We start from the raw sequence: 20,660 nt of genomic DNA, 5'->3' as shown, positions 1-20,660 counted from the left end.
ATGCGCGTCTTTCTGATCGCGGGTGAGCCTTCGGGCGACAAGCTGGGCGCTGCATTGATGGCCGGGCTGCGCGATTTGTTACCAGATGCCGAGATTTCCTTTCATGGTGTCGGTGGACCCCGCATGGAAGAGGCCGGACTTGCCAGCCTCTTTCCCATGGATGACATCAGCGTCATGGGCGTCAGCGAAATCCTGTCGCAATATAACGCGTTGAAAGCGCGTGTGAACGAGGCTGCCGAGGCGGTCATCGCACAGAAGCCGGATGTGCTGATCACCATTGACCTGCCGGAATTCTGTCTGCGGGTGGCGAAAATCGTCAAATCCCGCAGCAACATCCGCACCGTGCATTATGTTGCGCCCACCGTTTGGGCCTGGCGTCCGGGGCGGGCCAAACGCATGGCGCGCCATATTGATCAGGTGCTGGCGTTGTTGCCGTTTGAACCGCCTTACATGACGGCGGCGGGCATGCGCTGTGACTTTGTCGGCCATCCGGTGGTGACAGAGCCGGTGCCAACCGATGCCGAAGTGTCAGAGTTTCGCGCGCGCCATGGGCTGGACGCGGCACCGACTTTGCTGGTTCTGCCGGGATCGCGGCGCAGCGAAGTTGGACGGCTGGGCGGGATCTTTGGCGACACCCTGGCGCGCATTCATGCCCAACGGCCCGACATGCGATTTGTCGTGCCCGCCGCTGCGCCGGTGGCCGCGCTGGTGCAAGAGGTGACCTCGCATTGGCCGGGCGCGCCGGTGGTGCTGGATGGCAGAGCCGCCGGGGCGCAGGACGAAAAACGCCGGGCCTTTCGCGCCGCTGATCTGGCGCTGGCTGCGTCGGGCACCGTGTCACTGGAGCTTGCGGCGGCAGCCACACCGATGGTGATCGCCTATGACATGAATTGGCTGTCGCGCCAGATCATCGGGCGCATGTTGCGGGTGGATACGGTCACATTGGTCAATCTGGTGTCCGAGACGCGGGTTGTGCCAGAATTCATCGGCAAAGCCTGTCAGCCGGATGCAATTTCCAGTGCGGTTCTGGATTTGGCCAAAGCCCCGGATGGGCAAAAGGCGGCGATGGCGCTGACCATGGATCGGTTGGGACGCGGACAGGAACCCCCGGGGCGGCGCGCGGCGCGGGCCGTGCTTGATGGACTTGGCTGAGCCGGATCAAACCCGGACCTAGTCCCGGCCTAGACATTCAACAACCTGACATGAAAACGCCGCCCAGTGGGCGGCGTTCCAATACGTCATGGCGGTGAGAGCTTATTGCTGAAGCACGCTGGCCAATTCGAAACCGGCTGTGAAGCCAGACAGCGACATGGTCGAGGCCACGATCTGATCCGGTGCCGCGAAGGGGCGGATCATCACCTTGGCTTCGGCGCCACGTTTGAAGGCGGCAATGTCTTCTGCGGTCAAACCGATGCGGGCGTAACATCCCTGGCGGTTGCAGAAGGAAAACGGATAGCTTTTGGGCTTGGACCCATCCACAGAAATCCCCAACTGACCCGTCAGCAGCGTTTCCAGCGGCACGATCACGGTCGCACCGGCGGGCAGCTTGCTCTCGGCCGGCAGGCGGAACATCGAAATTTCGGCCAGCGCATTGCCGTTTTCTTCTTTCAGCAATTGATACAGCTGGCAGGGGTCGTTTTCCGGGGTCTCGGTCCGGATGCAGCGCAATTCCCAGTCGCCGCTTTCCTGTTTGACATAGGTGCTGCCAAGTTCGGTTGCCTCTTGGCCCACGGCCAACTGATCCTCGATCGAGCTGCCAGCAGCGCCTTCGGCGGGCGTTTCTTCAGCAGCTGCGTCCTGGGCGGCTGCCGGCGCGGTCAGGGCCATCAGGGCAATAAAAGGCAGTAAAGAAAGAAATTTGGGCATCACACCCCCCTTTGTTAACACTTGTCTGAATGCATGCGCCGCATTCGCCCGCTGCGCTTAACATGGTTGATTGCCGCTGTCAGGCGGATTGTCCGATTGCGGGCCGTTCCCATGGTGCATTTTTCCGTGAAGGACTGTCAACGACATGGCAAAGCTGACCGGCAAACCCTTGCCACAATTGGAAAAAGGGGCCGAGTAATCGACCCCTTTTCCTATTTTTTTGCTCCCCGTCGGACTGGCCGACTTAGTCATTGACGGGACGCTACGAACATTTTTGCCGCCGGTCAACAGCCAAGTTATAATTTTTCACCCGGAATGATGAAAGCGCTTTGGTTTCCATGGCTCCGGAACCATCATTTGAAAAAAGGCCGCACCGGGAGGGGCGCGGCCAGTCTGACAGGGAGGAAGTCAATCCAGCCCCGGACAAGGCCCGAACGCTGGACATTACATGGTATGACAGACAAAGGTTAAGCCGAGATTGCGACGCGGGACGTATCCCGATCGCCTATGATGAGAGAGTCGGAGGGGCCCATGGCGGGGATATTCATTGGTGGCGGCGGGCCAGAGTATGGCGAGGCACAGGAGCTGTCGCTGAAATATGCCAATCGACATGGGCTGATTGCCGGGGCCACCGGCACCGGGAAAACCGTGACGCTGCAAATCCTCGCCGAGGGGTTTTCCAAGGCCGGCGTGCCGGTGTTTCTGTCTGATGTCAAAGGCGACCTGTCGGGGCTTGCGGCGGCGGGACGGGCGGATTTCAAATTGCACGATGCCTTTGCCCAGCGCGCGGCCAAGATCGGTTTTGACGACTACACTTATGCGGCTTTTCCGGTCACGTTCTGGGATCTGTTTGGCAAACAGGGGCACCCGGTGCGCACGACAGTGTCTGACATGGGGCCCTTGCTGATCGCCCGTCTACTGGAATTAAGCGAAGCGCAGGAAGGCGTGTTGAACATCGCTTTTCGGCTGGCGGATGAACAGGGTCTGCCCCTGCTGGATCTGAAAGATCTGCAATCCCTGCTGGTCTGGGTCGGAGAGAGCCGCAAGGCGCTGTCGCTGCGCTATGGCAATATTTCCACCGCTTCGATCGGGGCAATTCAACGGCGGTTGTTGGTGCTGGAAAATCAGGGCGGCGCTGGCCTGTTCGGAGAGCCGGCACTGGAGCTGGATGATCTGATGCAGGTCGATGCCGATGGGCGCGGGCGGATCAATATTCTGGCGGCGGATACGTTGATGGCGTCGCCACGGCTCTATGCGACGTTCCTTTTGTGGCTGTTGTCAGAATTGTTCGAGACCCTGCCGGAGGTCGGTGACCCCGACAAACCAAAGCTGGTTTTTTTCTTTGATGAGGCGCATTTGCTGTTTGATGGCGCGCCGGATGCGCTGGTCGACAAGGTGGAACAGGTGGCGCGCCTGATCCGGTCCAAGGGGGTCGGGGTGTATTTCATCACCCAGAACCCCGATGACGTGCCAGAGGATATTCTGGGGCAGCTGGGCAACCGGGTGCAACATGCGCTGCGTGCCTTTACCGCCCGCGATCGCAAGGCGCTGCGCCTGGCGGCGGAAACCTATCGTGACAATCCCAGGTTCGACATCGAACAGGCAATCCGCGAGGTTGGTGTCGGCGAGGCTGTGACCTCGATGTTGCAGAAAAAGGGCGTGCCGGGGATGGCGGAACGCACTCTGATCCGTCCACCGTCGTCCCAGCTGGGACCATTGAGCGCCGAGGCGCGGCGCGCGGTGATGGCGCAATCACCTGTGTCCGGGAAATATGACCAGCCACAGGATCGGGTGTCAGCCTATGAAATCCTGACGCAACGGGCCAAGGATGCCGCTCAGGCCGCAGAAGCCGCAGAGCGTGCCGAGGACGAGGCCGAGGAAGTGGCAGAACGGGAATACCGATCCGCCCGACGTTATTCCGGCAAACGCGTGTCCCGTTCCACATCCCGCCCCAGAACCCGGTCGCGCCGGGAAGAAAGCTTTGGCGAGGCGATGACCAAAGTGGTGATCAAGGAGCTGAAGGGCACCACAGGACGGCGCATCGTGCGCGGCATCCTGGGGGGATTGTTCAAGGGGCGGTGACGCACGCGGCGCAAACCTTGCGCATTCCGGTCCCGGACCCCGCTCCGGGACCTCCGGGTTAAATCGCCGCTGAGGTGCACATTGCGGAGCTCCCGGATCATGTCCGGGAGCGCGCTGGTCCTTCTTATCTGCTTCTAGCGCTCAGGCAGCAAGCCACGTGGCGCAAAGCGCAGCACAACCAACAGGATCACCCCCATGGTCAACAACCGCATATGCGCCACTGAATTCAACAGATGGATTTTCAGATCTGATCCATCTGCCATGCCGGACGTCACCAGATCCATGACGGCAGCGCCAATCGGTTCGACCTGAACCCAAAGGAACCAGATCAACATTCCCCCCAGCACCGCGCCAAAATTATTGCCCGATCCGCCGACAATCACCATCACCCAGATCAGGAACGTATAGCGCAACGGCTGATAGCTCGCCGGGGTCAACTGGCCGTCCAGCGTGGTCATCATCGCCCCCGCCATGCCGCAAATTGCCGACCCGAGAACAAAGATCTGCAAATGCCGCCGGGTCACATCCTTGCCCATGGCGCGCGCTGCAACCTCATTGTCGCGAATGGCGCGCATCATGCGGCCCCAGGGCGATTTCAGCGCCAATTGCGCCAGGACCAGCACCACCACCAAGACAACAGCAAACATCAGCCCATAGCCGACCTTGACATAAAGGGTCGAGGCCGTCGTCACATCCAGACCAAGATCGGTGGCGCGTGCGACAAAAGCCGGATCATTCTGCAAGTCGATCTCATAGGGCACCGGCCGGGGCAGGCCGATCACATTCTTGACGCCCCGCGCCAACCAATCCTCGTTTTTCAGGACCGCAATGATGATTTCGGCAATGCCCAATGTGGCAATCGCCAGATAATCCGAACGCAGCCCCAGGGCAATTTTGCCAATGACCCAGGCCGCACCAGCGGCCAGCAGACCGCCGACCGGCCAGGCCAGCACAATCGGCAGGCCCAGACCGCCAAGGTATCCGGTCACGGCCGGGTCGATCTTTTCAATTGCGGTTGTCGCCGGATCAAACAGCAGACGATACAGGACGAAACCGGCGATCAAGACCGCCAGCATGGCCACCGCGCGCAGTTTGCCGCGGGGGATAGAGCGTGTCAGCCAGATGGCCAGCGCAATGGTCGCCGCACCCACCGCCAGCGCCGCCAGAACGCCGGTGCCGCCCACGGCCCATGCCGCGCGCACCGGCGGCATCGAAATGATCACCGTCGCCAACCCGCCAAGCGCCACAAACCCCATGACCCCCACGTTGAACAATCCGGCAAATCCCCATTGCAGGTTGACCCCCAACGCCATCAACGCCGACACCAACCCCATGTTGAGGATCAACAGCGCCGAGTTCCAGCTTTGCACAAACCCCGTGCCAAGGATCAACGCGACAACAAAGACAAACAGCGCCGTGCTTCGAAGTGACTGGCTCATACTGATTTCCCCTTGAACAACCCCGTCGGCCTGACCAGCAGGACAATCACCAGGATCACGAAACTGACGGCGAATTTGTAATCGGTCCCCAGAAGCTGCAACAAACTGTTCGGCGCCAGCGCATCGGGCAGGGCATAGGTCGCAACCTTCTTCCAGGCATAGGTGATCCCGACCTCGGAAAAGGCAATCAGGAAACCACCGGCAATGGCACCGATCGGGCTGCCCAAACCGCCGACAATCGCACTGGCAAAAACCGGCAAGAGCAGCTGGAAATAGGTGAAGGGCTTGAACGTCTTGTCGAGACCGTAAAGCGTTCCGGCAATTGTCGCCAAGGCCGCCACAATCAGCCAGGTGATCATCACCACCCGCTCGGGGTTGATACCGGAAAGCAGCGCCAAATCCTCGTTGTCGGAATAGGCGCGCATGGATTTGCCGGTGCGTGTCCGGTTCAGGAACCAGAACAGCACCGCAACGGTGATCACCGCCGTCACCAGCGTCAATCCTTGGGTGGTGCGGATCGCCAATCCTTCGTCGAGGCCGGTCAAAGCCTTGAAATCACGCACGGAAATGATGAACCTTTCGCCATCTGCAAACCGCTGATCGTCCGGGCCGATGATGAAGCGCACCAATCCGTTATAGATGAACATCACCCCCATCGACACAATCACCAGGATCACCGGCTTGACCCTCTGCTTGCGATAGAAACGGTACACCGTGCGGTCGGTGATCAGAACCAGCGCCATCGCACCAAGAATACCAAAGGGCAGCGCAAGCAGGGCGGTGGGCAACGGCCCCAGGCTGACACCCCAGCCCTGCAACAGCCAGGTCACAAGGATGGTGACCATGGCGCCAAAGGCCATGGTGTCGCCATGGGCAAAGTTCGAAAACCGCAGAATGCCATAAATCAACGTCACCCCCAGCGCGCCCAACGCCAGTTGCGCGCCATAGGCTATCGCAGGAATAAGAACGAAATTCGCAAGCGCGACAAATGCGTTGAGCAGATCCATACCTCAGCCCCCCAGAAAACTTTGCCGAACCTCAGGATCACCCAAAAGGTCCGTGCCGGTTCCGGTATGGGCATTGGCGCCCTGCACCAGAACATATCCCTTGTCGGCAATCGCCAATGCCTGACGCGCGTTCTGCTCCACCATCAGGATGGAAATCCCGGTGCGGGCCACTTCGATGATACGGTCAAACAATTCATCCATCACAATCGGCGAGACACCCGCTGTCGGCTCATCCAGCATCAGAACCTGGGGCTGGGTCATCAAGGCACGGCCAACAGCCACCTGCTGGCGCTGTCCGCCCGACAATTCGCCCGCAGCCTGCCGCCGCTTGTCCTTCAATATCGGAAACAACTCATAAACCTGTTCGATGGTGTCGCCAAAATCATCGCGCCGTATGAAAGCCCCCATTTCAAGGTTCTCTTCCACGCTCATCGAGGTGAAGATATTATTGGTCTGCGGCACAAATCCCATGCCACGCGCGACCCGGTCCTGGGGCGACAGGGCCGTGATGTCCTGACCATCCAGCCGCACCGCGCCAGAGCGGACATCCAACATGCCGAATACCGCCTTCATCGCGGTGGATTTGCCCGCGCCATTCGGCCCGACAATCACCGCAATCTCACCCTTGTCCACCGCAATGGTACAATCATGAAGAATGTCCGGCCCCTTGCCATAGCCACCGGTCATTGTGTCGCCAATCAAAAACGGTTCAGACAATCGCTCGCCCCTTCATCTGACCAAAAATATCCCGGGGGGTCTGGGGGGCTGGCCCCCCATTGCGCGACAGATCACCCATCATGCTGGCTCCTTGTTCTTCAAACCGGTGCCAAGATAGGCTTCAATCACATGTTCATCGGCTTTGATGTCTTCTATGGTGCCCTGGGCCAATTTGCGCCCCTCGGCCATGACAATCACCGGATCACACAGACGGGCAATGAAATCCATATCATGCTCGATCACACAAAAGGTATAGCCGCGTTCCTTGTTCAGGCGCAGGATCGCATCGCCGATGGTGTTCAACAACGTGCGGTTCACCCCGGCGCCGACCTCGTCCAGAAACACGATACGCGCATCGACCATCATCGTGCGGCCCAGTTCCAACAGTTTCTTCTGCCCGCCGGATATCGCACCGGCCGGATGATCGGCCAGATGGCCAATGGTCAGAAAATCCAGAACCTCATCGGCCTGCGCACGTAATGCGCGTTCCTCTTCGGCAATGCGTTTGCGGCCAAACCAGGTGTTCCACAGAACCTCGCCCGATTGTCCGCCCGGCACCATCATCAAATTCTCGCGGCAGGTCATTGTGGAAAATTCATGTGCGATCTGAAACGTCCGCAACAAACCTTGGGCAAACAATTTGTGGGGCGGCAATCCGGTGATGTCGCGGTCTTCCATGAAGACACGGCCCGACGTCGGTTGAAGAACCCCGGCGATCACATTGAAAAGCGTGGTTTTTCCGGCACCATTCGGCCCGACAAGCCCAGTGATCGAGCCTTTTTCAATACTTAATGTCGCGCCGTCCACCGCGTGAAAACCGCCGAAATGTTTGTGTAGATTTTCAACTCGGATCATAACTCGGTCCCTGTGGCGGCCCCTTGGCGGCGCTCGTCTTTTGTAAAAACAGCCCGGCGCTGTGCCGGGCTGTTGATGTTACAAGATGTCGGAAAAATCAGCGATAGCCGATTTCTTCCAGTTTGCCATCTTTCATTTCGACCTCGACATAGCCGCCGGATGCTTCACCGGGCGCGATCAATTCGACCGAAGACGCACCGACATAGTCGATGTCACCGCCACCGGCGATGATTTCCAGCGCCTTGGCCAGCTCGCCGGCATAGATCTTTTCGCCCGGCGCATTGGCCAGTTCCATCACCTTGGCCGCCGCATCCGCGCCCGTGGTCGATCCTGCCGCTGCCATCGACAGAAGGATCAGCGCCATGGAATCATATCCTTCCTTGGCATAGGCTGATGTACCGTCGAACCCGGCTGCTTCGGCCATGGCGATATATTCATCGCCACGGTCGTTCTGGACGCTGGGGTTCTGTCCGAACGAGCCGTCGATGTCGCTGCCGAATTTTTCTTCCAGCGCGGCGCCGATCATGCCGTCAGGCAGGACAAAGGTGTCAAATGCGCCGGTATCAAGCGCAGCTTGGATCACCCCGGAACCCCCTTCATCCACATAACCGATCACCACCAGGGCATCGCCGCCCGCAGAGGCAAGCGAGCCGACCTCAGCCGAATAATCCGCCTTGCCGTCTTCGTGGGCCGCCGACAGGGTCACCGACCCGCCTCCGCTTCAAATGCTTCCTGGAACGACGACGCAAGACCCGAGCCATAGTCGTTGTTGGTATAGGTCAGTGCGACCGAGGAAATGCCGCGATCGCCCAGGATTTCGGCCATCACCTGACCCTGACGGGCGTCGGACGGTGCCATGCGGAAGAAAAGGCCATTGTCTTCGATGCTCGACAGGCCGGGCGAGGTCGCCGAAGGCGAGATCTGCAACACGCCATTGGGCAGCGCGACATTGGTCAGCACCGCGCCGGTCGCGCCGGAACACATCGCCCCCATGATCGCAACCACACCATCCGAAGTGACAAGCCGTTCCGCCGCCGCCGTGGCCGCCGCAGAATCGGCACAGGTGCCGTCGCCGCGCACCGCCTCAAGCATTTTGCCATCCAGAATGCCGCCGGCTGCGTTGATCTCGTTCAGCGCCAGTTCCGCGCCGCCCGCCATTGGCGGTGCCAGCGATTCCAGCGGGCCGGTAAAGCCCAGAATCACGCCGATTTTCAATGTCTCGGCATGGCTTGCTGCTTGGGCTGAAACCGCCGCGAGGCTTGTCAAAGCCGTTGCCATCAAAAACTTTTTCATTCCGTCTCTCCCTGATTGGACCTCTGTCCTGACCAAAGCCTATGCCCGGTTTCAAGGAAAGAAAAGCCCGATTGCGGTTGCGTGTTGCGAAGCTGGGGGGATGCGCCATGTCGGGCTGGACCTGGCGGTTTTGCGCACTATCGTCCTCACCTGCGGGGATAGGAGATTTGGAATGTTGCGTCTGGTGTTTTGTGTGATCTGTGCGCTGTTGCCGATGCGGGCGATGGCGTTGGAAACCTCGGCTGGGGATGTTGTCATCACCCCGGTTGTGCAAGGGTTGGACGCGCCTTGGTCGCTTGGGTTTTTGCCCGGCGGTGGTTTGCTGATCACCGAACGCGCCGGGCGGCTCTTGCATGTGTCGCAAAGTGGCGCGGTGACGGATGTGGCCGGTTTGCCCGACGTCGCGGCCGTGGGGCAGGGCGGATTGCTGGACCTGTTGGTGCCACGTGATTTCGCCACAAAGGGCGAGGTTTTTCTGTCATACGCCCAGCCTGACGGCGACGGTGCCGGCACCGCCATCATGCGCGCCACCCTGTCGCCGGACCGTGCAAAGCTGACGGATGTGCGCAGGATTTTCACCATGACCGCGCCGTCCGAAGCTGGCCAGCACTTCGGCTCGCGTCTGGTTGAGGCCAAGGATGGCACGCTGTTTCTGACCATTGGCGACCGGGGCGAACGCCCGCTTGCGCAGGATCTGACGCGGCACAACGGCAAGGTGCTGCGCCTGACCCGCGATGGCGCGCCAGCGGCGGGAAACCCGGATCTGGGCGACGGGGCCTTGCCGGAAATCTGGTCCTATGGTCATCGCAACCCGCAAGGGGCGGCATTGGATCTGGCGGGCAATCTTTGGGTTAACGAACATGGTGCGCGCGGCGGCGATAAGGTCAATCGAATCCGGCCAGGCGTGAATTACGGCTGGCCGGTGATCGCCTATGGGCGGCATTATTCCGGTGCAAAAATCGGGGAAGGCACGGAAAAATCCGGCATGGCCCAGCCAGAGCATTATTGGGATCCCTCAATTGCGCCGTCGGGTATGGTGTTTTATTCCGGCGCGCTCTGGCCGGAATGGCGGGGCGACATCTTTGTCGGGTCTTTGAAATTCGACTATATTTCCCGGCTTGATGGCGCGCCACTGGCCGAACGTGAACAAATTCAATCCGACGCCACCCAACGGGTGCGCGACATCCGCGAAGGCCCCGACGGCGCGATTTGGTTTCTCAGCGTTGGACGGGGTGCGGTGATGCGTATGGCGCCCGCGCAGTGATGTGTATGGCGTCGTGCGCAATGAAGCCACTGGATTTAAAGAACTGTTAAGGCCAAACTCCAAAGAAAAGGAGTTTCAATCATGGGTCTTTTGCGGCGATTTCTGGTGTGCATTCTATTGGCAATGACACCAATTCCGGTTCTGGCGAAATCGAGCACAGCATTTTTTGACAGCTATCTGGCACTGCGGGCGCGGCTGGATCCCCTCATGAAAAACCGCGACATCGCAGAGGTGATGCGCGCGTTTGGAGATGCCTCGGAGGAGAGCGCGCTAGAAGATCTGGAACGCCGGGTCCGCAATATTTTTCCGCGCGATTTTCAAGAGGTTGCCCTGATCCGGCGGCAAGACATGGATCACGGGTTTCGTCAGGAATTGATCGCCTATTGGGACGGCGTCAGCTATATTTATGTCTATCTGGTGATACACCAGCGCGACGATGGCCTTGTGACCGTTGTGATGAATTTCAACACGGAATTCGACGATCTGAACAGCAAGTTCTAAATCAAAGGCCGGGGTTTCCCGGCCTCGCGCTCTTTAGGCCCCCGGCATGCCCTGACTGCCGCGTTCGCGGTAGGGGGTTGTGTCATAATGTGCGCGGTAACATTTGGAAAAATGCGACGGGCTGGCAAACCCACAGGCCAAGGCGACATTGATCACGCTCATATCGGTCTGCATCAACAGATTGCGGGCCTTTTCCAATCGCAGCTCCATATAGTACCGCTTTGGCGACCGGTTAAGATAGCGGCGAAACAGCCGTTCCAATTGACGGGTCGACATGGCCACCTCTTGCGCCAGAAGCGACGGGCTTATCGGCTCTTCGATATTGGCTTCCATCTTCTGGATCACCTGGCTCAGCTTGGGATGGCGCACCCCGATCCGGGTCGGAACCGACAGCCGCTGGGTGTCCTGATCGGTGCGGATCGCGGAATAGATCATCTGATCCGCCACCGCATTGGCCAGTTCCGAACCGTGGTCATCGGCCAGAACCTTGAGCATCATGTCAATCGAACTGGTGCCGCCGGCGGTGGTGATCCGATTGCCATCAATGGCGAACACGGCCTTGGTCAGAGAGATGTTTTCAAATTCCTCGGTGAAACTGTCGTGGTTTTCCCAATGAATGGTGGCGCGCCGCCCGTCCAGAAGACCCGCCCGCGCCAAAGTGTAACTGCCGGTGCAGAGCCCGCCGGTTTTCAGCCCCTTGCGGATTTCGCGCCGCAACCAGTTCAACAGCCGTTTGGTGGTGGCATGCTGGATTTCCATGCCGCCACAGATCATGATAACATCGTCACGCTTCAATTCTTCGAGGTCGCCCTGCAGGCGGAAATCCGATCCCGCCGAACAGGTGCGGATGCCGCCGCCTTCGCCAATGATGAACCAATCATAGAGCTGCATCCCCGACATCCGGTTGGCAATCCGCAGACATTCAAGAGCTGCCGCAAACGGCAGGAGCGAGAAATTTTCCAGCAACACAAACACAAACCGCCTTGGTTTGACCGAAGTGGCCGGTTGACTGTTTGTGGCGTCTGGAATCATTGGCGCGGACCCTTTGGCTGGATGTCGCTTTTCGACTGGCATGTCGCAAATCAATCGCGTCGCACCAATTGGCCCCAGCTGATTGCCCGCGTCAAGCACAAGGTCGGACAAGAGCAAAATCGCGTATGGCCACTGAGGGCGGGTCTTTGTATAAGCCCCCGATCATAGTCTTTGACTGATACCGCTAACCACCGGAGATAAAGAGATTAGCGAGTGGCAAAAATCTGACTGGCGCAACAAGCCCCGGGTCCAGATGCCCGAATATACCGATACAGCCGCGCTGAATGCTGCCGAGGCACAGCTTGCCAAGTATCCGCCGCTTGTCTTTGCTGGTGAGGCCCGGACATTGAAGGCCAAACTGGGCGCGGCATCACGCGGCGAGGCGTTCTTGCTGCAAGGTGGCGATTGCGCCGAAAGCTTTGACCAGTTCAGCGCCGATGGCATCCGTGACACGTTCAAGGTGATGTTGCAGATGGCGATGGTGTTGACCTTTGGTGCCAAGGTGCCCGTGGTCAAGGTGGGCCGCATGGCCGGCCAATTCGCCAAACCACGCAGCGCCCCGACCGAGGTCAAGGATGGCCAGGAGCTGCCAAGCTATCGCGGTGACATCATCAACGATCTGGCGTTCACGCCGGGGTCGCGCATTCCCGATCCGCAGAAGATGTTGCAGGCCTATACCCAATCGGCGGCGACGCTGAACCTGTTGCGGGCGTTTTCGACCGGCGGCTATGCCGATGTGAACCAGGTCCATCAGTGGATTTTGGGCTTCACCGATCGGGATGAATCCGAGAAATACCGCGAAATGGCCGGGCGGATCACCGATGCGCTTGATTTCATGCGCGCGGCCGGGGTGAACGGCGAAAGCAGCCATGCGCTGCATACCGTCAGCTTCTACACCAGCCACGAGAGCCTGTTGCTGGAATATGAAGAGGCGCTGACGCGTCTGGATTCGACTTCTGGCAAATGGCTGGGCGGGTCTGGCCACATGCTTTGGATTGGTGACCGCACCCGTCAGCCTGATGGCGCGCATGTGGAATTCGCCCGCGGCGTGATGAACCCGATCGGGCTCAAATGCGGCCCGACCACCAGCGCCGAAGACCTCAAGGTCCTGATGGAACGGTTGAACCCGGAAAACGAAGCCGTCTGACCCTGATTGCCCGTTTTGGTGCCGGTAGCGTGGGCGACCACCTGCCGCGTTTGATCAAGGCCGTACAGGAAGAAGGCGCCAATGTCGTGTGGTCCTGTGATCCGATGCATGGCAACACAATCAAATCGGCCACCGGGTACAAAACCCGGCCGTTTACTCGGTCCTGCGTGAGGTGCGCGAATTCTTTGCCATCCACAACGCCGAGGGCACAATTCCCGGCGGTGTGCATTTCGAAATGACCGGCCAGGATGTCACCGAATGTACCGGTGGCGTGCGGGCGGTGACCGACGAAGACCTGAGCGACCGGTATCACACCGCCTGTGATCCCCGCCTCAATGCCTCGCAGTCGCTGGAACTTGCGTTCCTGGTGGCAGAGGAACTGGTCGCGCGGCGTGCGCCGGGCACCTCCAGCGTCGCGGTGTAATACCCCCGCAAGGCCGGTTTTTGCTGGCCGGATGCCTGACATAGAAAAAGCCCCGGTTAAACGGCCGGGGCTTATTTATGTGACCTGACAGCGACTTGGATGACGTTGCTATTGTTTGACCTCAGTCTGCGTTATTCGCAACCAGCCGCAAATAGGGCACCGGTCCGTCCTTGAACTGCGGTTCCTGTCTGGGGGACTGCGATGCCGGATCTCGACGCGTGCCGTCGATGTGGGCAAAGCCCGGCGCCGGATCACCAAATCCCAATTTGCGTGGCGCAGGTTTTGGCGCGGCGGCCATGCGCGCATCGGAAGTCACCATCGGGGTCACATCGACCTGGACGATTTCGAACCGGCGCGGCGCACGACCAACCGGGCCGTCGGTCACAAAACAGCCCAGAATGCGGCTGACATCGCCGAAATCATCGGCCAAAGGCAGCAGCGTCATGCGCCCGTTCAATGCAGGCTTGCCCAGACGTTTTTCCGCCAGAAGCGTGATTTCGACGCGCGCCGGGGTGTCGAACACCGCTTGCACCGCATGCGACAGCCGCTCGCGCGATACCGGAACCGTCATCGCCGACAGCGGCATACCGCGCACTTCCATCCCCATCAGATCACACAACAATCTGCCACCAATGCGCAGACGGGCGTGGGTGGGCGCGATACGTTCCGCGATAAAGGCGTTTTCCAGCGCATTTTCGATGCCGCGCGGATCAATTTCCGACCGGGGCGGCACATTGCGGCCATTGCGCATCGCCTCCCAATAGGTTTCGACCGTCCTGAGGGGTCGTGTCCAACTGGCCCGCAGCCTGTCACTTAGCGGGACAACATCGGTTGCGGCGGCAGGTTGCAAAGCATTGTTTAATTCTTCCTTATAATCACGCGGCGACATCATTTAATCCTCAACAATTGCCCGTCCCATTGTTTTGTGCGAAATTTCAGTGCGTTCTGGGGCTTTGGCCAGAGTTAATTTGGCGTTACAATGGTTACTCAATTCCTAACATCGCATGATTTCATCGAATTTTGTGGATTTTCAGAACGTTTGGTTAACTTCGATACGGCATAGGCCCCGACCGCAATTTGCCGGATCGCGTCTGGGCCGGGCCGTGGCGCGCGGTGCCGGGACCGGGGAAACCCTTTGCGAAGTGCAAATGAAGTGTTACTTCGGTATGTGACCGCTATATATTGCGGTGCGAAGCGCAGAGTTGCCGCAATTTTGTAATGAGGGACGTGATGTTGCAATCAATGACCGGATTCGCCTCGGGGCAGGGCGAGGCTGACGGATTTTCCTGGGTTTGGGAGATTCGCAGCGTGAATGCCAAGGGGCTGGATCTTCGCTTGCGCGTGCCGGACTGGATCGAGGGGCTGGAGGCCGAATTGCGCAAGATCGCCGCCGCCCAGTTGCGGCGGGGCAATGTGACCATCAATCTTCGGCTGATCCGTGCAGAGGGCGGCAGCGGCCAGAAATTGAATGCGGCGCATCTGGATACGGTGCTCGACGCGCTGGCGGAAATCGAACATCAGGCAATGGCGCGCGGCGTTTCGCTTGGCCCGTCGACCTCGACCGGGATCATCGCGTTGCGCGGGATCTTGGAACAAGAGGAAACCCCAACCGATTCCGCCGCGCTGAGGGCCATATTGATCGAAGATTTTCAACCGGTTATGGCATCCTTTTGCGAGATGAGATCACGTGAAGGCGGCGCGCTTTTTTCGGTGTTGAACAGCCATCTGGATCAAATCGAAACCTTGGTGGCACAGGCGGATACCACCGCCGAGGCCCGCAAGCCCAAAGCCCGCGAAACCCTGAAAACCGCGCTTGCACAGGTTCTGGATGCCGCCGCCGATGTCGACGAGGCCCGCCTGACCCAGGAATTGGCGCTTTTGGCCATCAAGTCGGATATTACCGAAGAAATCAAACGGTTACAGGCGCATGTGAATGCAGCAAGAGAGCTGCTGACGCGACAGGAAAGCGTTGGGCGCAAGATGGATTTCCTGATGCAGGAGTTCAACCGAGAGGCAAATACCCTGTGTTCGAAATCCGGCGACAGCGATTTGACGTCGGTAGGGCTGGACCTTAAGGCCGTGATAGACCAAATGCGTGAGCAAGTTCAAAACGTGGAGTGAATAATGTCCAACACCCAGCGTCGTGGCCTGCTTGTCATCCTGTCGTCGCCCTCTGGCGCTGGCAAATCCACCCTGGCCAAACGGTTGCGGGCCTGGGACAGCAGCATTGTGTTTTCCGTCTCGGCCACCACCCGGACACCGCGCCCCGGTGAGATTGACGGCGTCGACTATCACTTTGTAACGGAACAGAATTTCCGCACCGATGTGGCAGAAGGCGGCATGTTGGAACATGCGCATGTCTTTGGCAATTTCTACGGCTCGCCCAAAAGTGCGGTCCAGGACGCCATCAATGCCGGCAAGGATGTGTTGTTTGACATCGACTGGCAGGGTGCCCAGCAGATCCGCAATTCGGATTTGGGCCAGCATACGCTGTCGATCTTTTTGCTGCCACCGTCGATCCCGGAGCTGCGCCGCCGTCTGGAACAACGGGCCCAGGACAGCGACGAGGTGATTTCCAAGCGGATGCAGAAAAGCTGGGACGAGATAAGCCATTGGGACGGCTATGATTTTGTCTTGGTGAACGATGATCTGGACACCACGGAACGCAACCTGAAAACCATCATTGACGCCACCCGCCTGCGCCGGTCGCAGCAACCGGAATTGACCGAACATGTTCGCAAGCTTCAGGCAGAATTCGGAGAACTTTCATGACCTTGTATGCGTTGGATGATGTGGTGCCGGAATTGGCGGCGGATTGCTGGGTCGCACCGGACGCCAATTTGATTGGCCGTGTCGTGGTTGAAGAAGGCGCATCGGTCTGGTTCGGCTGCACCTTGCGCGGCGACAACGAGGAAATTCGCGTAGGCCGTGGCAGCAATGTGCAGGAAAACACGGTGTGCCATACGGATATCGGTTATCCGCTGACCATTGGTGCGGGCTGTACCATTGGCCACAAGGTGATGTTGCATGGGTGCAGTATTGGCGACAACAGCCTGATCGGTATGGGGGCGATTGTGTTGAATGGCGCAAAGATCGGCAAGAATTGTCTGATCGGCGCCAGCGCGCTGATCACCGAAGGCAAGGAAATCCCGGACGGCAGTTTGGTCATGGGGGCACCCGGCAAAGTCGTGCGCCAGCTGGATGAGGCCGCAATCGAAGGTTTGCGCAAGTCCGCCATCGGCTATCAAAACAACATGCGCCGATTTCGCGCGGGTCTGAAACCTGTTTGACCGCCTGCGGAAATCATCCGAGACCAATCTGCCACTGATATGAAGGACCCCTGATATGCGCCTGCGCAATGACAAGGGCACGCTGATGCGGCCCGATCTGCCCACCACCGGTGTCAGCCGTCCGGTGGTCACGCCGCTTTCGCCTTCGGTTGTTTATGCCTCTGACACGCCTGATATGCTGGACAGCCAATATGCCGGTCTGGCCGAGGGGTTCACCTATGCCCGCGAAGGTCATCCCAACGCCGATGTTCTGGCGCGCCGGATTGCAGCGATGGAGGGCGTCGATCAGGGGATCGTGGTCGGGTCGGGCATGGCGGCGGTCACAGCGGTGCTGCTTGGGCTTTGCAAGGCGGGTGATCATGTGCTGGGCAGTGATCAGCTCTACGGTCGGTCGCTGCGCATGATGCGCGAAGACCTGCCGCGGTTTGGCATTGCTGCCGATCTGGCGGATGCGACGGATATCGAGGCCTTTCGCGCGGCTGTGCGGCCCAACACCCGGATGATCCTGATTGAAGTGGTGTCCAACCCGACGTTGCGGGTGGCCGATATGATTGGCATCGCGGCATTGGCCAAAGAGACCGGCGCGATCCTGGTGGTCGACAATACCTTTACCACGCCCAGCGGGTTTCTGCCGTTTGATCACGGCGCGGATGTGGTGTTGCATTCGGTTACCAAGCTGTTGGCGGGGCATGCCGATGTGACACTGGGCTGGGCGGCGGCGCGCGACCCGGACCATCAAAAGGCGATCTACGACTTTGCCGTCACCACCGGCCTGACCGCATCGCCGTTCGATTGCTGGCTGGCGGAACGTGGGCTTTTCACCTTTGACCTGCGGTTTGATCGTGCACAGCGCACCGCAGCGGCGCTGGCGGATGCGCTGGCGGATATGGCGGGGGTGCGGCGGGTGATCTATCCGATGCGGGCGGATCACCCGGAAAACGCGCGGGCCAATCTGATCCTGCGCGGCGGCTGCAACATGGTGTCGTTCGAGATTGCAGGTGGGCGCGCCCAGGCCAATGCGCTGACCGAAGCGGCGCGGGGCATTGCCTTTGCCCCGACCCTTGGCGATGTCGGCACGACCCTGTCGCATCCGGCCTCGTCCTCGCATCGTGCCTTGACGCCAGAGGCACGCGCCGCGATGGGCATGACCGAAGGCTTCTTTCGGGTCTCGGTCGGGCTGGAAGACCCGGAGGCCCTGATCGCGGAATTCGCCCAGGCGACCGCAGCAGCACAGGCGGTCTGAGCCATGCCATACAGCGCGGAAATGTTGCAATCGGTGATCGACGCCTTGCCCCAGGCTCTGGTGGCGATTGGTGCGGATGAACGCATTCGCCATACAAATGAACCTGCGCTGAAACTGGTCGGGCTCAACCCCGAGGGCAAACATTTCATCACCACCCTGCGCCAGCCCGCTTTGCTGGATACGATCGAGGCCACATTGGGCGATCGCAAGACGCGCGAGACCTCGTTCCTGACCCGCGAAGACGGGCAGGATGTGACCTATAACGTGCGCTGCGCCTCGATCCAGATTGGCCCTGAATTCGGGGTTCTTCTGTCCTTTGAGGATGTGACCCATCTGGCGGTGGCCTGGCCAGATGCGCCGCGATTTTGTCGCCAATGTCAGCCATGAGCTCAAGACCCCGCTGACCGCGCTTTTGGGGTTCATCGAAACCATTCTGCATGGCCCGGCGCATGATGATGCGGTGGCGCGGGATCGGTTTCTGGCGATCATGGAATCCGAAGCCGAGCGGATGAACCGGTTGGTGGGCGATCTTTTGTCCTTGAACCGCGTCGAAGCAACGGAACGCATGCGTCCAACCACGCGCATCGACCTCAAGGCGCTGGTTCAATCGGCCCTTGGCGGATTGGCGGGCATGGCGGATGATGTCGGGCTGGAGGTGGTGACGGATCTGCCTGATGACCCGGTTTTTGTCGCCGCAGACGAAGACCAACTGCGGCAGGTGCTGAACAATCTGATTGAGAACGCGATCAAATACGGCGCGGAAGGCAAACACATCGAAGTGTCGCTGACATCACCGGCCTTTCATCCGCGCATGCGTTGCGACACGGTCGAACTTGTGGTGCGCGATCACGGGGCTGGGTTTGATCCGGTGCATATCCCGCGGCTGACGGAACGGTTCTACCGGGTCGACAACCACCGCTCGCGCGAGATGGGCGGAACCGGTCTGGGGCTGGCCATCGTCAAGCATATCGTCGGCCGGCACCGGGGGCGGATTCAGATTGAGTCGGCTCTGGGGCAGGGGTCAACCTTTCGGGTTTTGTTGCCCGTGTGAAGTTGACCCAGGGGCAGTCAAGCATTTGATTCGCAAGAATTTCGCTATGCTTTCCCGTTTGTGACACATGTTTGACCGGAACCCGCGTGAATTCCGCGCCACACAGCCGTATGACGGGTGCGCGCATGTGGATTGTGAAGTTTTCTTGACAGTTTGTTGCGGTGAGATGTCACGCGGGACATCATGTAAAGTATATTATTTTCAGTGTGTTATGCGGCGACATTGAAATTCGAAGCCAATTTGTCCGAGAATAATTTCTCGGCGCCTGCCAGTGTCATAAAACCGTTACAAAACCGTCACAAAAGCATAGCTGAACGCCAATAGCAGTGCGCTCAGCGGACGCCACTGCTTTGTTAACCCCGGCGTCCCGTTTTGCGACAACAGGAGCTCTTCCATGAAATTTGTGAAACTGACCGCCTCCACTCTGGCGATCGCTGCCGTTTCCGCCACTGCCGCAGCCGCGCGCGACAACGTACAAGTCGCCGGTTCCTCGACAGTTCTGCCTTATGCCTCGATCGTGGCTGAGCTGTTCGGCGACAACACCGACTTCCCGACACCCGTTGTTGAATCCGGTGGATCGTCCGCTGGTCTCAAGCGCTTCTGCGAAGGCGTTGGCGAAAACACCATCGACGTTGCAAACGCATCGCGCAAAATCCGTGAAAAAGAAATCAAAGCCTGTGCCGAAGCTGGCGTGACCGACATCATGGAAGTGCGCATCGGCTATGACGGCATCGTGTTTGCCTCGCAGCAAACCGGCCCTTCGTTCACCGAATTCACCCAGTCCGACATCTTCAACGCTCTGGGCGGCACTGTTCTGAAAGACGGCGAGCTGGTCGAAAACCCCTACAACACATGGGCCGAATTCAACGCCGATCTGCCTGACGTTGAAATCGCGGGTTTCATCCCCGGCACCAAGCACGGCACACGTGAAGTGTTCGAAGAAAAAGTTCTGTTGATCGGTTGCGAAGCCACCGGCACAATGGAAGCCATGATCGCCAGCGGCATGTCGGAAGACGATGCAGAAGATGCATGCCTTGACGTGCGTTCGGACGGCAAATCGGTCGACATCGACGGCGACTACACCGAGACCCTGGCGCGCATCAACTCCAACCCGAACGGCGTTGGCATCTTTGGTCTGGCGTTCTACGAGAACAACACAGACAAGCTGAAAGTTGCGACAATGGCGGCGTTGCACCGTCGACTGAAACCATTTCGACCGGTGAATACCCTGTGTCGCGTCCGCTGTACTTCTACGTGAAGAAAGCGCACATCGGCGTGATCCCCGGCCTGAAAGAATACGCTCAGTTCTTCGTCGCTGACGAAATCGCTGGCGGTTCCGGCCCTCTGGCCAACTATGGCCTGGTTGCTGACCCTGAACTGGCAGCAACACAAGACGCCATCGCCAACGAAGTCACCATGGGCGACAACATGTAATCAAGGCTTCGGCCT

At 59.3% G+C, this 20,660-nt stretch carries 15 protein-coding genes and 4 pseudogenes; 11 read left to right on the top strand and 8 right to left on the bottom strand.

Annotated features, from left to right (window positions below):
• A complete protein-coding gene (gene lpxB, locus AC0L4F_RS06750; protein WP_244686714.1) occupies positions 1-1,152 on the top strand; it encodes a lipid-A-disaccharide synthase in 1,152 nt (383 codons plus the stop codon).
• A 102-nt stretch (positions 1,153-1,254) separates the two neighbouring features.
• Here the strand turns inward: lpxB and AC0L4F_RS06745 are convergent, their stop codons facing one another.
• The gene (locus AC0L4F_RS06745) at positions 1,255-1,866 is read right to left on the bottom strand and encodes an invasion associated locus B family protein (protein WP_244686712.1); all 612 of its coding nucleotides are present in this window, start codon (positions 1,864-1,866) and stop codon (positions 1,255-1,257) included.
• A 531-nt stretch (positions 1,867-2,397) separates the two neighbouring features.
• Here AC0L4F_RS06745 and AC0L4F_RS06740 point away from each other — a divergent pair.
• Positions 2,398-3,948, top strand: a complete 1,551-nt coding sequence (locus AC0L4F_RS06740) for a helicase HerA-like domain-containing protein (RefSeq protein WP_244686710.1) — start codon at positions 2,398-2,400, stop codon at positions 3,946-3,948.
• 134 nt (positions 3,949-4,082) lie between these two features.
• Here the strand turns inward: AC0L4F_RS06740 and AC0L4F_RS06735 are convergent, their stop codons facing one another.
• The 5 genes and pseudogenes from AC0L4F_RS06735 to AC0L4F_RS06715 form a co-directional block, all read right to left on the bottom strand.
• Positions 4,083-5,387 carry a branched-chain amino acid ABC transporter permease gene (locus tag AC0L4F_RS06735; protein WP_244686706.1) on the bottom strand — a complete coding sequence of 435 codons (1,305 nt, stop codon included), beginning with the start codon at positions 5,385-5,387 and terminating at the stop codon, positions 4,083-4,085.
• Complete coding sequence (locus tag AC0L4F_RS06730; protein WP_244686704.1) at positions 5,384-6,394, bottom strand: branched-chain amino acid ABC transporter permease; 1,011 nt, start codon at positions 6,392-6,394, stop codon at positions 5,384-5,386. The genes AC0L4F_RS06735 and AC0L4F_RS06730 overlap by 4 nt, the downstream gene beginning before the upstream one ends.
• Positions 6,395-6,397: 3 nt before the next feature.
• On the bottom strand, positions 6,398-7,111 hold the full coding sequence (locus tag AC0L4F_RS06725; RefSeq protein ID WP_244686702.1) for an ABC transporter ATP-binding protein: 714 nt from the start codon (positions 7,109-7,111) through the stop codon (positions 6,398-6,400).
• Positions 7,112-7,189: 78 nt separating this feature from the next.
• The gene (locus AC0L4F_RS06720; RefSeq protein WP_244686700.1) at positions 7,190-7,966 is read right to left on the bottom strand and encodes an ABC transporter ATP-binding protein; all 777 of its coding nucleotides are present in this window, start codon (positions 7,964-7,966) and stop codon (positions 7,190-7,192) included.
• A gap of 97 nt (positions 7,967-8,063) precedes the next feature.
• Positions 8,064-9,259, bottom strand: a pseudogene (locus tag AC0L4F_RS06715) (ABC transporter substrate-binding protein).
• Between the two features lie 172 nt (positions 9,260-9,431).
• Here AC0L4F_RS06715 and AC0L4F_RS06710 point away from each other — a divergent pair.
• Together AC0L4F_RS06710 and AC0L4F_RS06705 are read left to right on the top strand one after the other, a co-directional pair.
• On the top strand, positions 9,432-10,523 hold the full coding sequence (locus AC0L4F_RS06710) for a PQQ-dependent sugar dehydrogenase (RefSeq protein WP_244686698.1): 1,092 nt from the start codon (positions 9,432-9,434) through the stop codon (positions 10,521-10,523).
• Between the two features lie 81 nt (positions 10,524-10,604).
• Entirely contained in the window at positions 10,605-11,024 is a 420-nt protein-coding gene (locus AC0L4F_RS06705; protein WP_244686696.1) for a hypothetical protein, read from the top strand.
• A gap of 33 nt (positions 11,025-11,057) precedes the next feature.
• On the opposite strand, the gene AC0L4F_RS06700 is transcribed toward AC0L4F_RS06705, so the two are convergent.
• Entirely contained in the window at positions 11,058-12,056 is a 999-nt protein-coding gene (locus tag AC0L4F_RS06700; RefSeq protein ID WP_244686694.1) for a GlxA family transcriptional regulator, read from the bottom strand.
• Positions 12,057-12,261: 205 nt separating this feature from the next.
• Here AC0L4F_RS06700 and AC0L4F_RS06695 point away from each other — a divergent pair.
• Positions 12,262-13,627: pseudogene (locus AC0L4F_RS06695) on the top strand (class II 3-deoxy-7-phosphoheptulonate synthase).
• Positions 13,628-13,748: 121 nt separating this feature from the next.
• Here the strand turns inward: AC0L4F_RS06695 and AC0L4F_RS06690 are convergent.
• The gene (locus AC0L4F_RS06690; protein WP_244686692.1) at positions 13,749-14,516 is read right to left on the bottom strand and encodes a PAS domain-containing protein; all 768 of its coding nucleotides are present in this window, start codon (positions 14,514-14,516) and stop codon (positions 13,749-13,751) included.
• 341 nt (positions 14,517-14,857) lie between these two features.
• Between AC0L4F_RS06690 and AC0L4F_RS06685 the strand changes: the two genes are divergently transcribed.
• The 6 genes and pseudogenes from AC0L4F_RS06685 (at position 14,858) to AC0L4F_RS06660 (ending at position 20,645) form a co-directional block, all read left to right on the top strand.
• Complete coding sequence (locus AC0L4F_RS06685) at positions 14,858-15,748, top strand: YicC/YloC family endoribonuclease (RefSeq protein ID WP_244686690.1); 891 nt, start codon at positions 14,858-14,860, stop codon at positions 15,746-15,748.
• 3 nt (positions 15,749-15,751) lie between these two features.
• Positions 15,752-16,399, top strand: coding sequence for a guanylate kinase (gmk, locus tag AC0L4F_RS06680; protein WP_244686688.1), 648 nt, complete (start codon positions 15,752-15,754; stop codon positions 16,397-16,399).
• The gene (locus tag AC0L4F_RS06675) at positions 16,396-16,917 is read left to right on the top strand and encodes a gamma carbonic anhydrase family protein (RefSeq protein WP_244686685.1); all 522 of its coding nucleotides are present in this window, start codon (positions 16,396-16,398) and stop codon (positions 16,915-16,917) included. Before gmk ends, AC0L4F_RS06675 begins: the two co-directional genes overlap by 4 nt.
• 55 nt (positions 16,918-16,972) lie before the next feature.
• The gene (locus AC0L4F_RS06670; RefSeq protein WP_244686683.1) at positions 16,973-18,160 is read left to right on the top strand and encodes a trans-sulfuration enzyme family protein; all 1,188 of its coding nucleotides are present in this window, start codon (positions 16,973-16,975) and stop codon (positions 18,158-18,160) included.
• A gap of 3 nt (positions 18,161-18,163) precedes the next feature.
• Positions 18,164-19,211 (top strand): annotated as a pseudogene (locus tag AC0L4F_RS06665) (sensor histidine kinase).
• A 394-nt stretch (positions 19,212-19,605) separates the two neighbouring features.
• Positions 19,606-20,645, top strand: a pseudogene (locus tag AC0L4F_RS06660) (substrate-binding domain-containing protein).
• The last annotated feature ends 15 nt before the right edge of the window (positions 20,646-20,660 follow it).

The organism is Marinovum sp. J2-8 (genome assembly GCF_055808435.1).
The sequence above is the reverse complement of the archived record's forward strand: the minus strand, read 5'-3'. Positions and strand labels throughout refer to the sequence as shown.

Bases quoted from the DNA above. Each gene is read 5' to 3' on its own strand.
- AC0L4F_RS06685 (WP_244686690.1), top strand. From the start codon at position 14,858: ATGTTGCAATCAATGACCGGATTCGCCTCGGGGCAGGGCGAGGCTGAC.
- AC0L4F_RS06700 (WP_244686694.1), bottom strand. From the start codon at position 12,056: ATGATTCCAGACGCCACAAACAGTCAACCGGCCACTTCGGTCAAACCA.
- AC0L4F_RS06675 (WP_244686685.1), top strand. From the start codon at position 16,396: ATGACCTTGTATGCGTTGGATGATGTGGTGCCGGAATTGGCGGCGGAT.
- lpxB (WP_244686714.1), top strand. From the start codon at position 1: ATGCGCGTCTTTCTGATCGCGGGTGAGCCTTCGGGCGACAAGCTGGGC.
- gmk (WP_244686688.1), top strand. From the start codon at position 15,752: ATGTCCAACACCCAGCGTCGTGGCCTGCTTGTCATCCTGTCGTCGCCC.
- AC0L4F_RS06740 (WP_244686710.1), top strand. From the start codon at position 2,398: ATGGCGGGGATATTCATTGGTGGCGGCGGGCCAGAGTATGGCGAGGCA.
- AC0L4F_RS06730 (WP_244686704.1), bottom strand. From the start codon at position 6,394: ATGGATCTGCTCAACGCATTTGTCGCGCTTGCGAATTTCGTTCTTATT.
- AC0L4F_RS06720 (WP_244686700.1), bottom strand. From the start codon at position 7,966: ATGATCCGAGTTGAAAATCTACACAAACATTTCGGCGGTTTTCACGCG.
- AC0L4F_RS06690 (WP_244686692.1), bottom strand. From the start codon at position 14,516: ATGTCGCCGCGTGATTATAAGGAAGAATTAAACAATGCTTTGCAACCT.
- AC0L4F_RS06705 (WP_244686696.1), top strand. From the start codon at position 10,605: ATGGGTCTTTTGCGGCGATTTCTGGTGTGCATTCTATTGGCAATGACA.
- AC0L4F_RS06670 (WP_244686683.1), top strand. From the start codon at position 16,973: ATGCGCCTGCGCAATGACAAGGGCACGCTGATGCGGCCCGATCTGCCC.
- AC0L4F_RS06745 (WP_244686712.1), bottom strand. From the start codon at position 1,866: ATGCCCAAATTTCTTTCTTTACTGCCTTTTATTGCCCTGATGGCCCTG.
- AC0L4F_RS06710 (WP_244686698.1), top strand. From the start codon at position 9,432: ATGTTGCGTCTGGTGTTTTGTGTGATCTGTGCGCTGTTGCCGATGCGG.
- AC0L4F_RS06735 (WP_244686706.1), bottom strand. From the start codon at position 5,387: ATGAGCCAGTCACTTCGAAGCACGGCGCTGTTTGTCTTTGTTGTCGCG.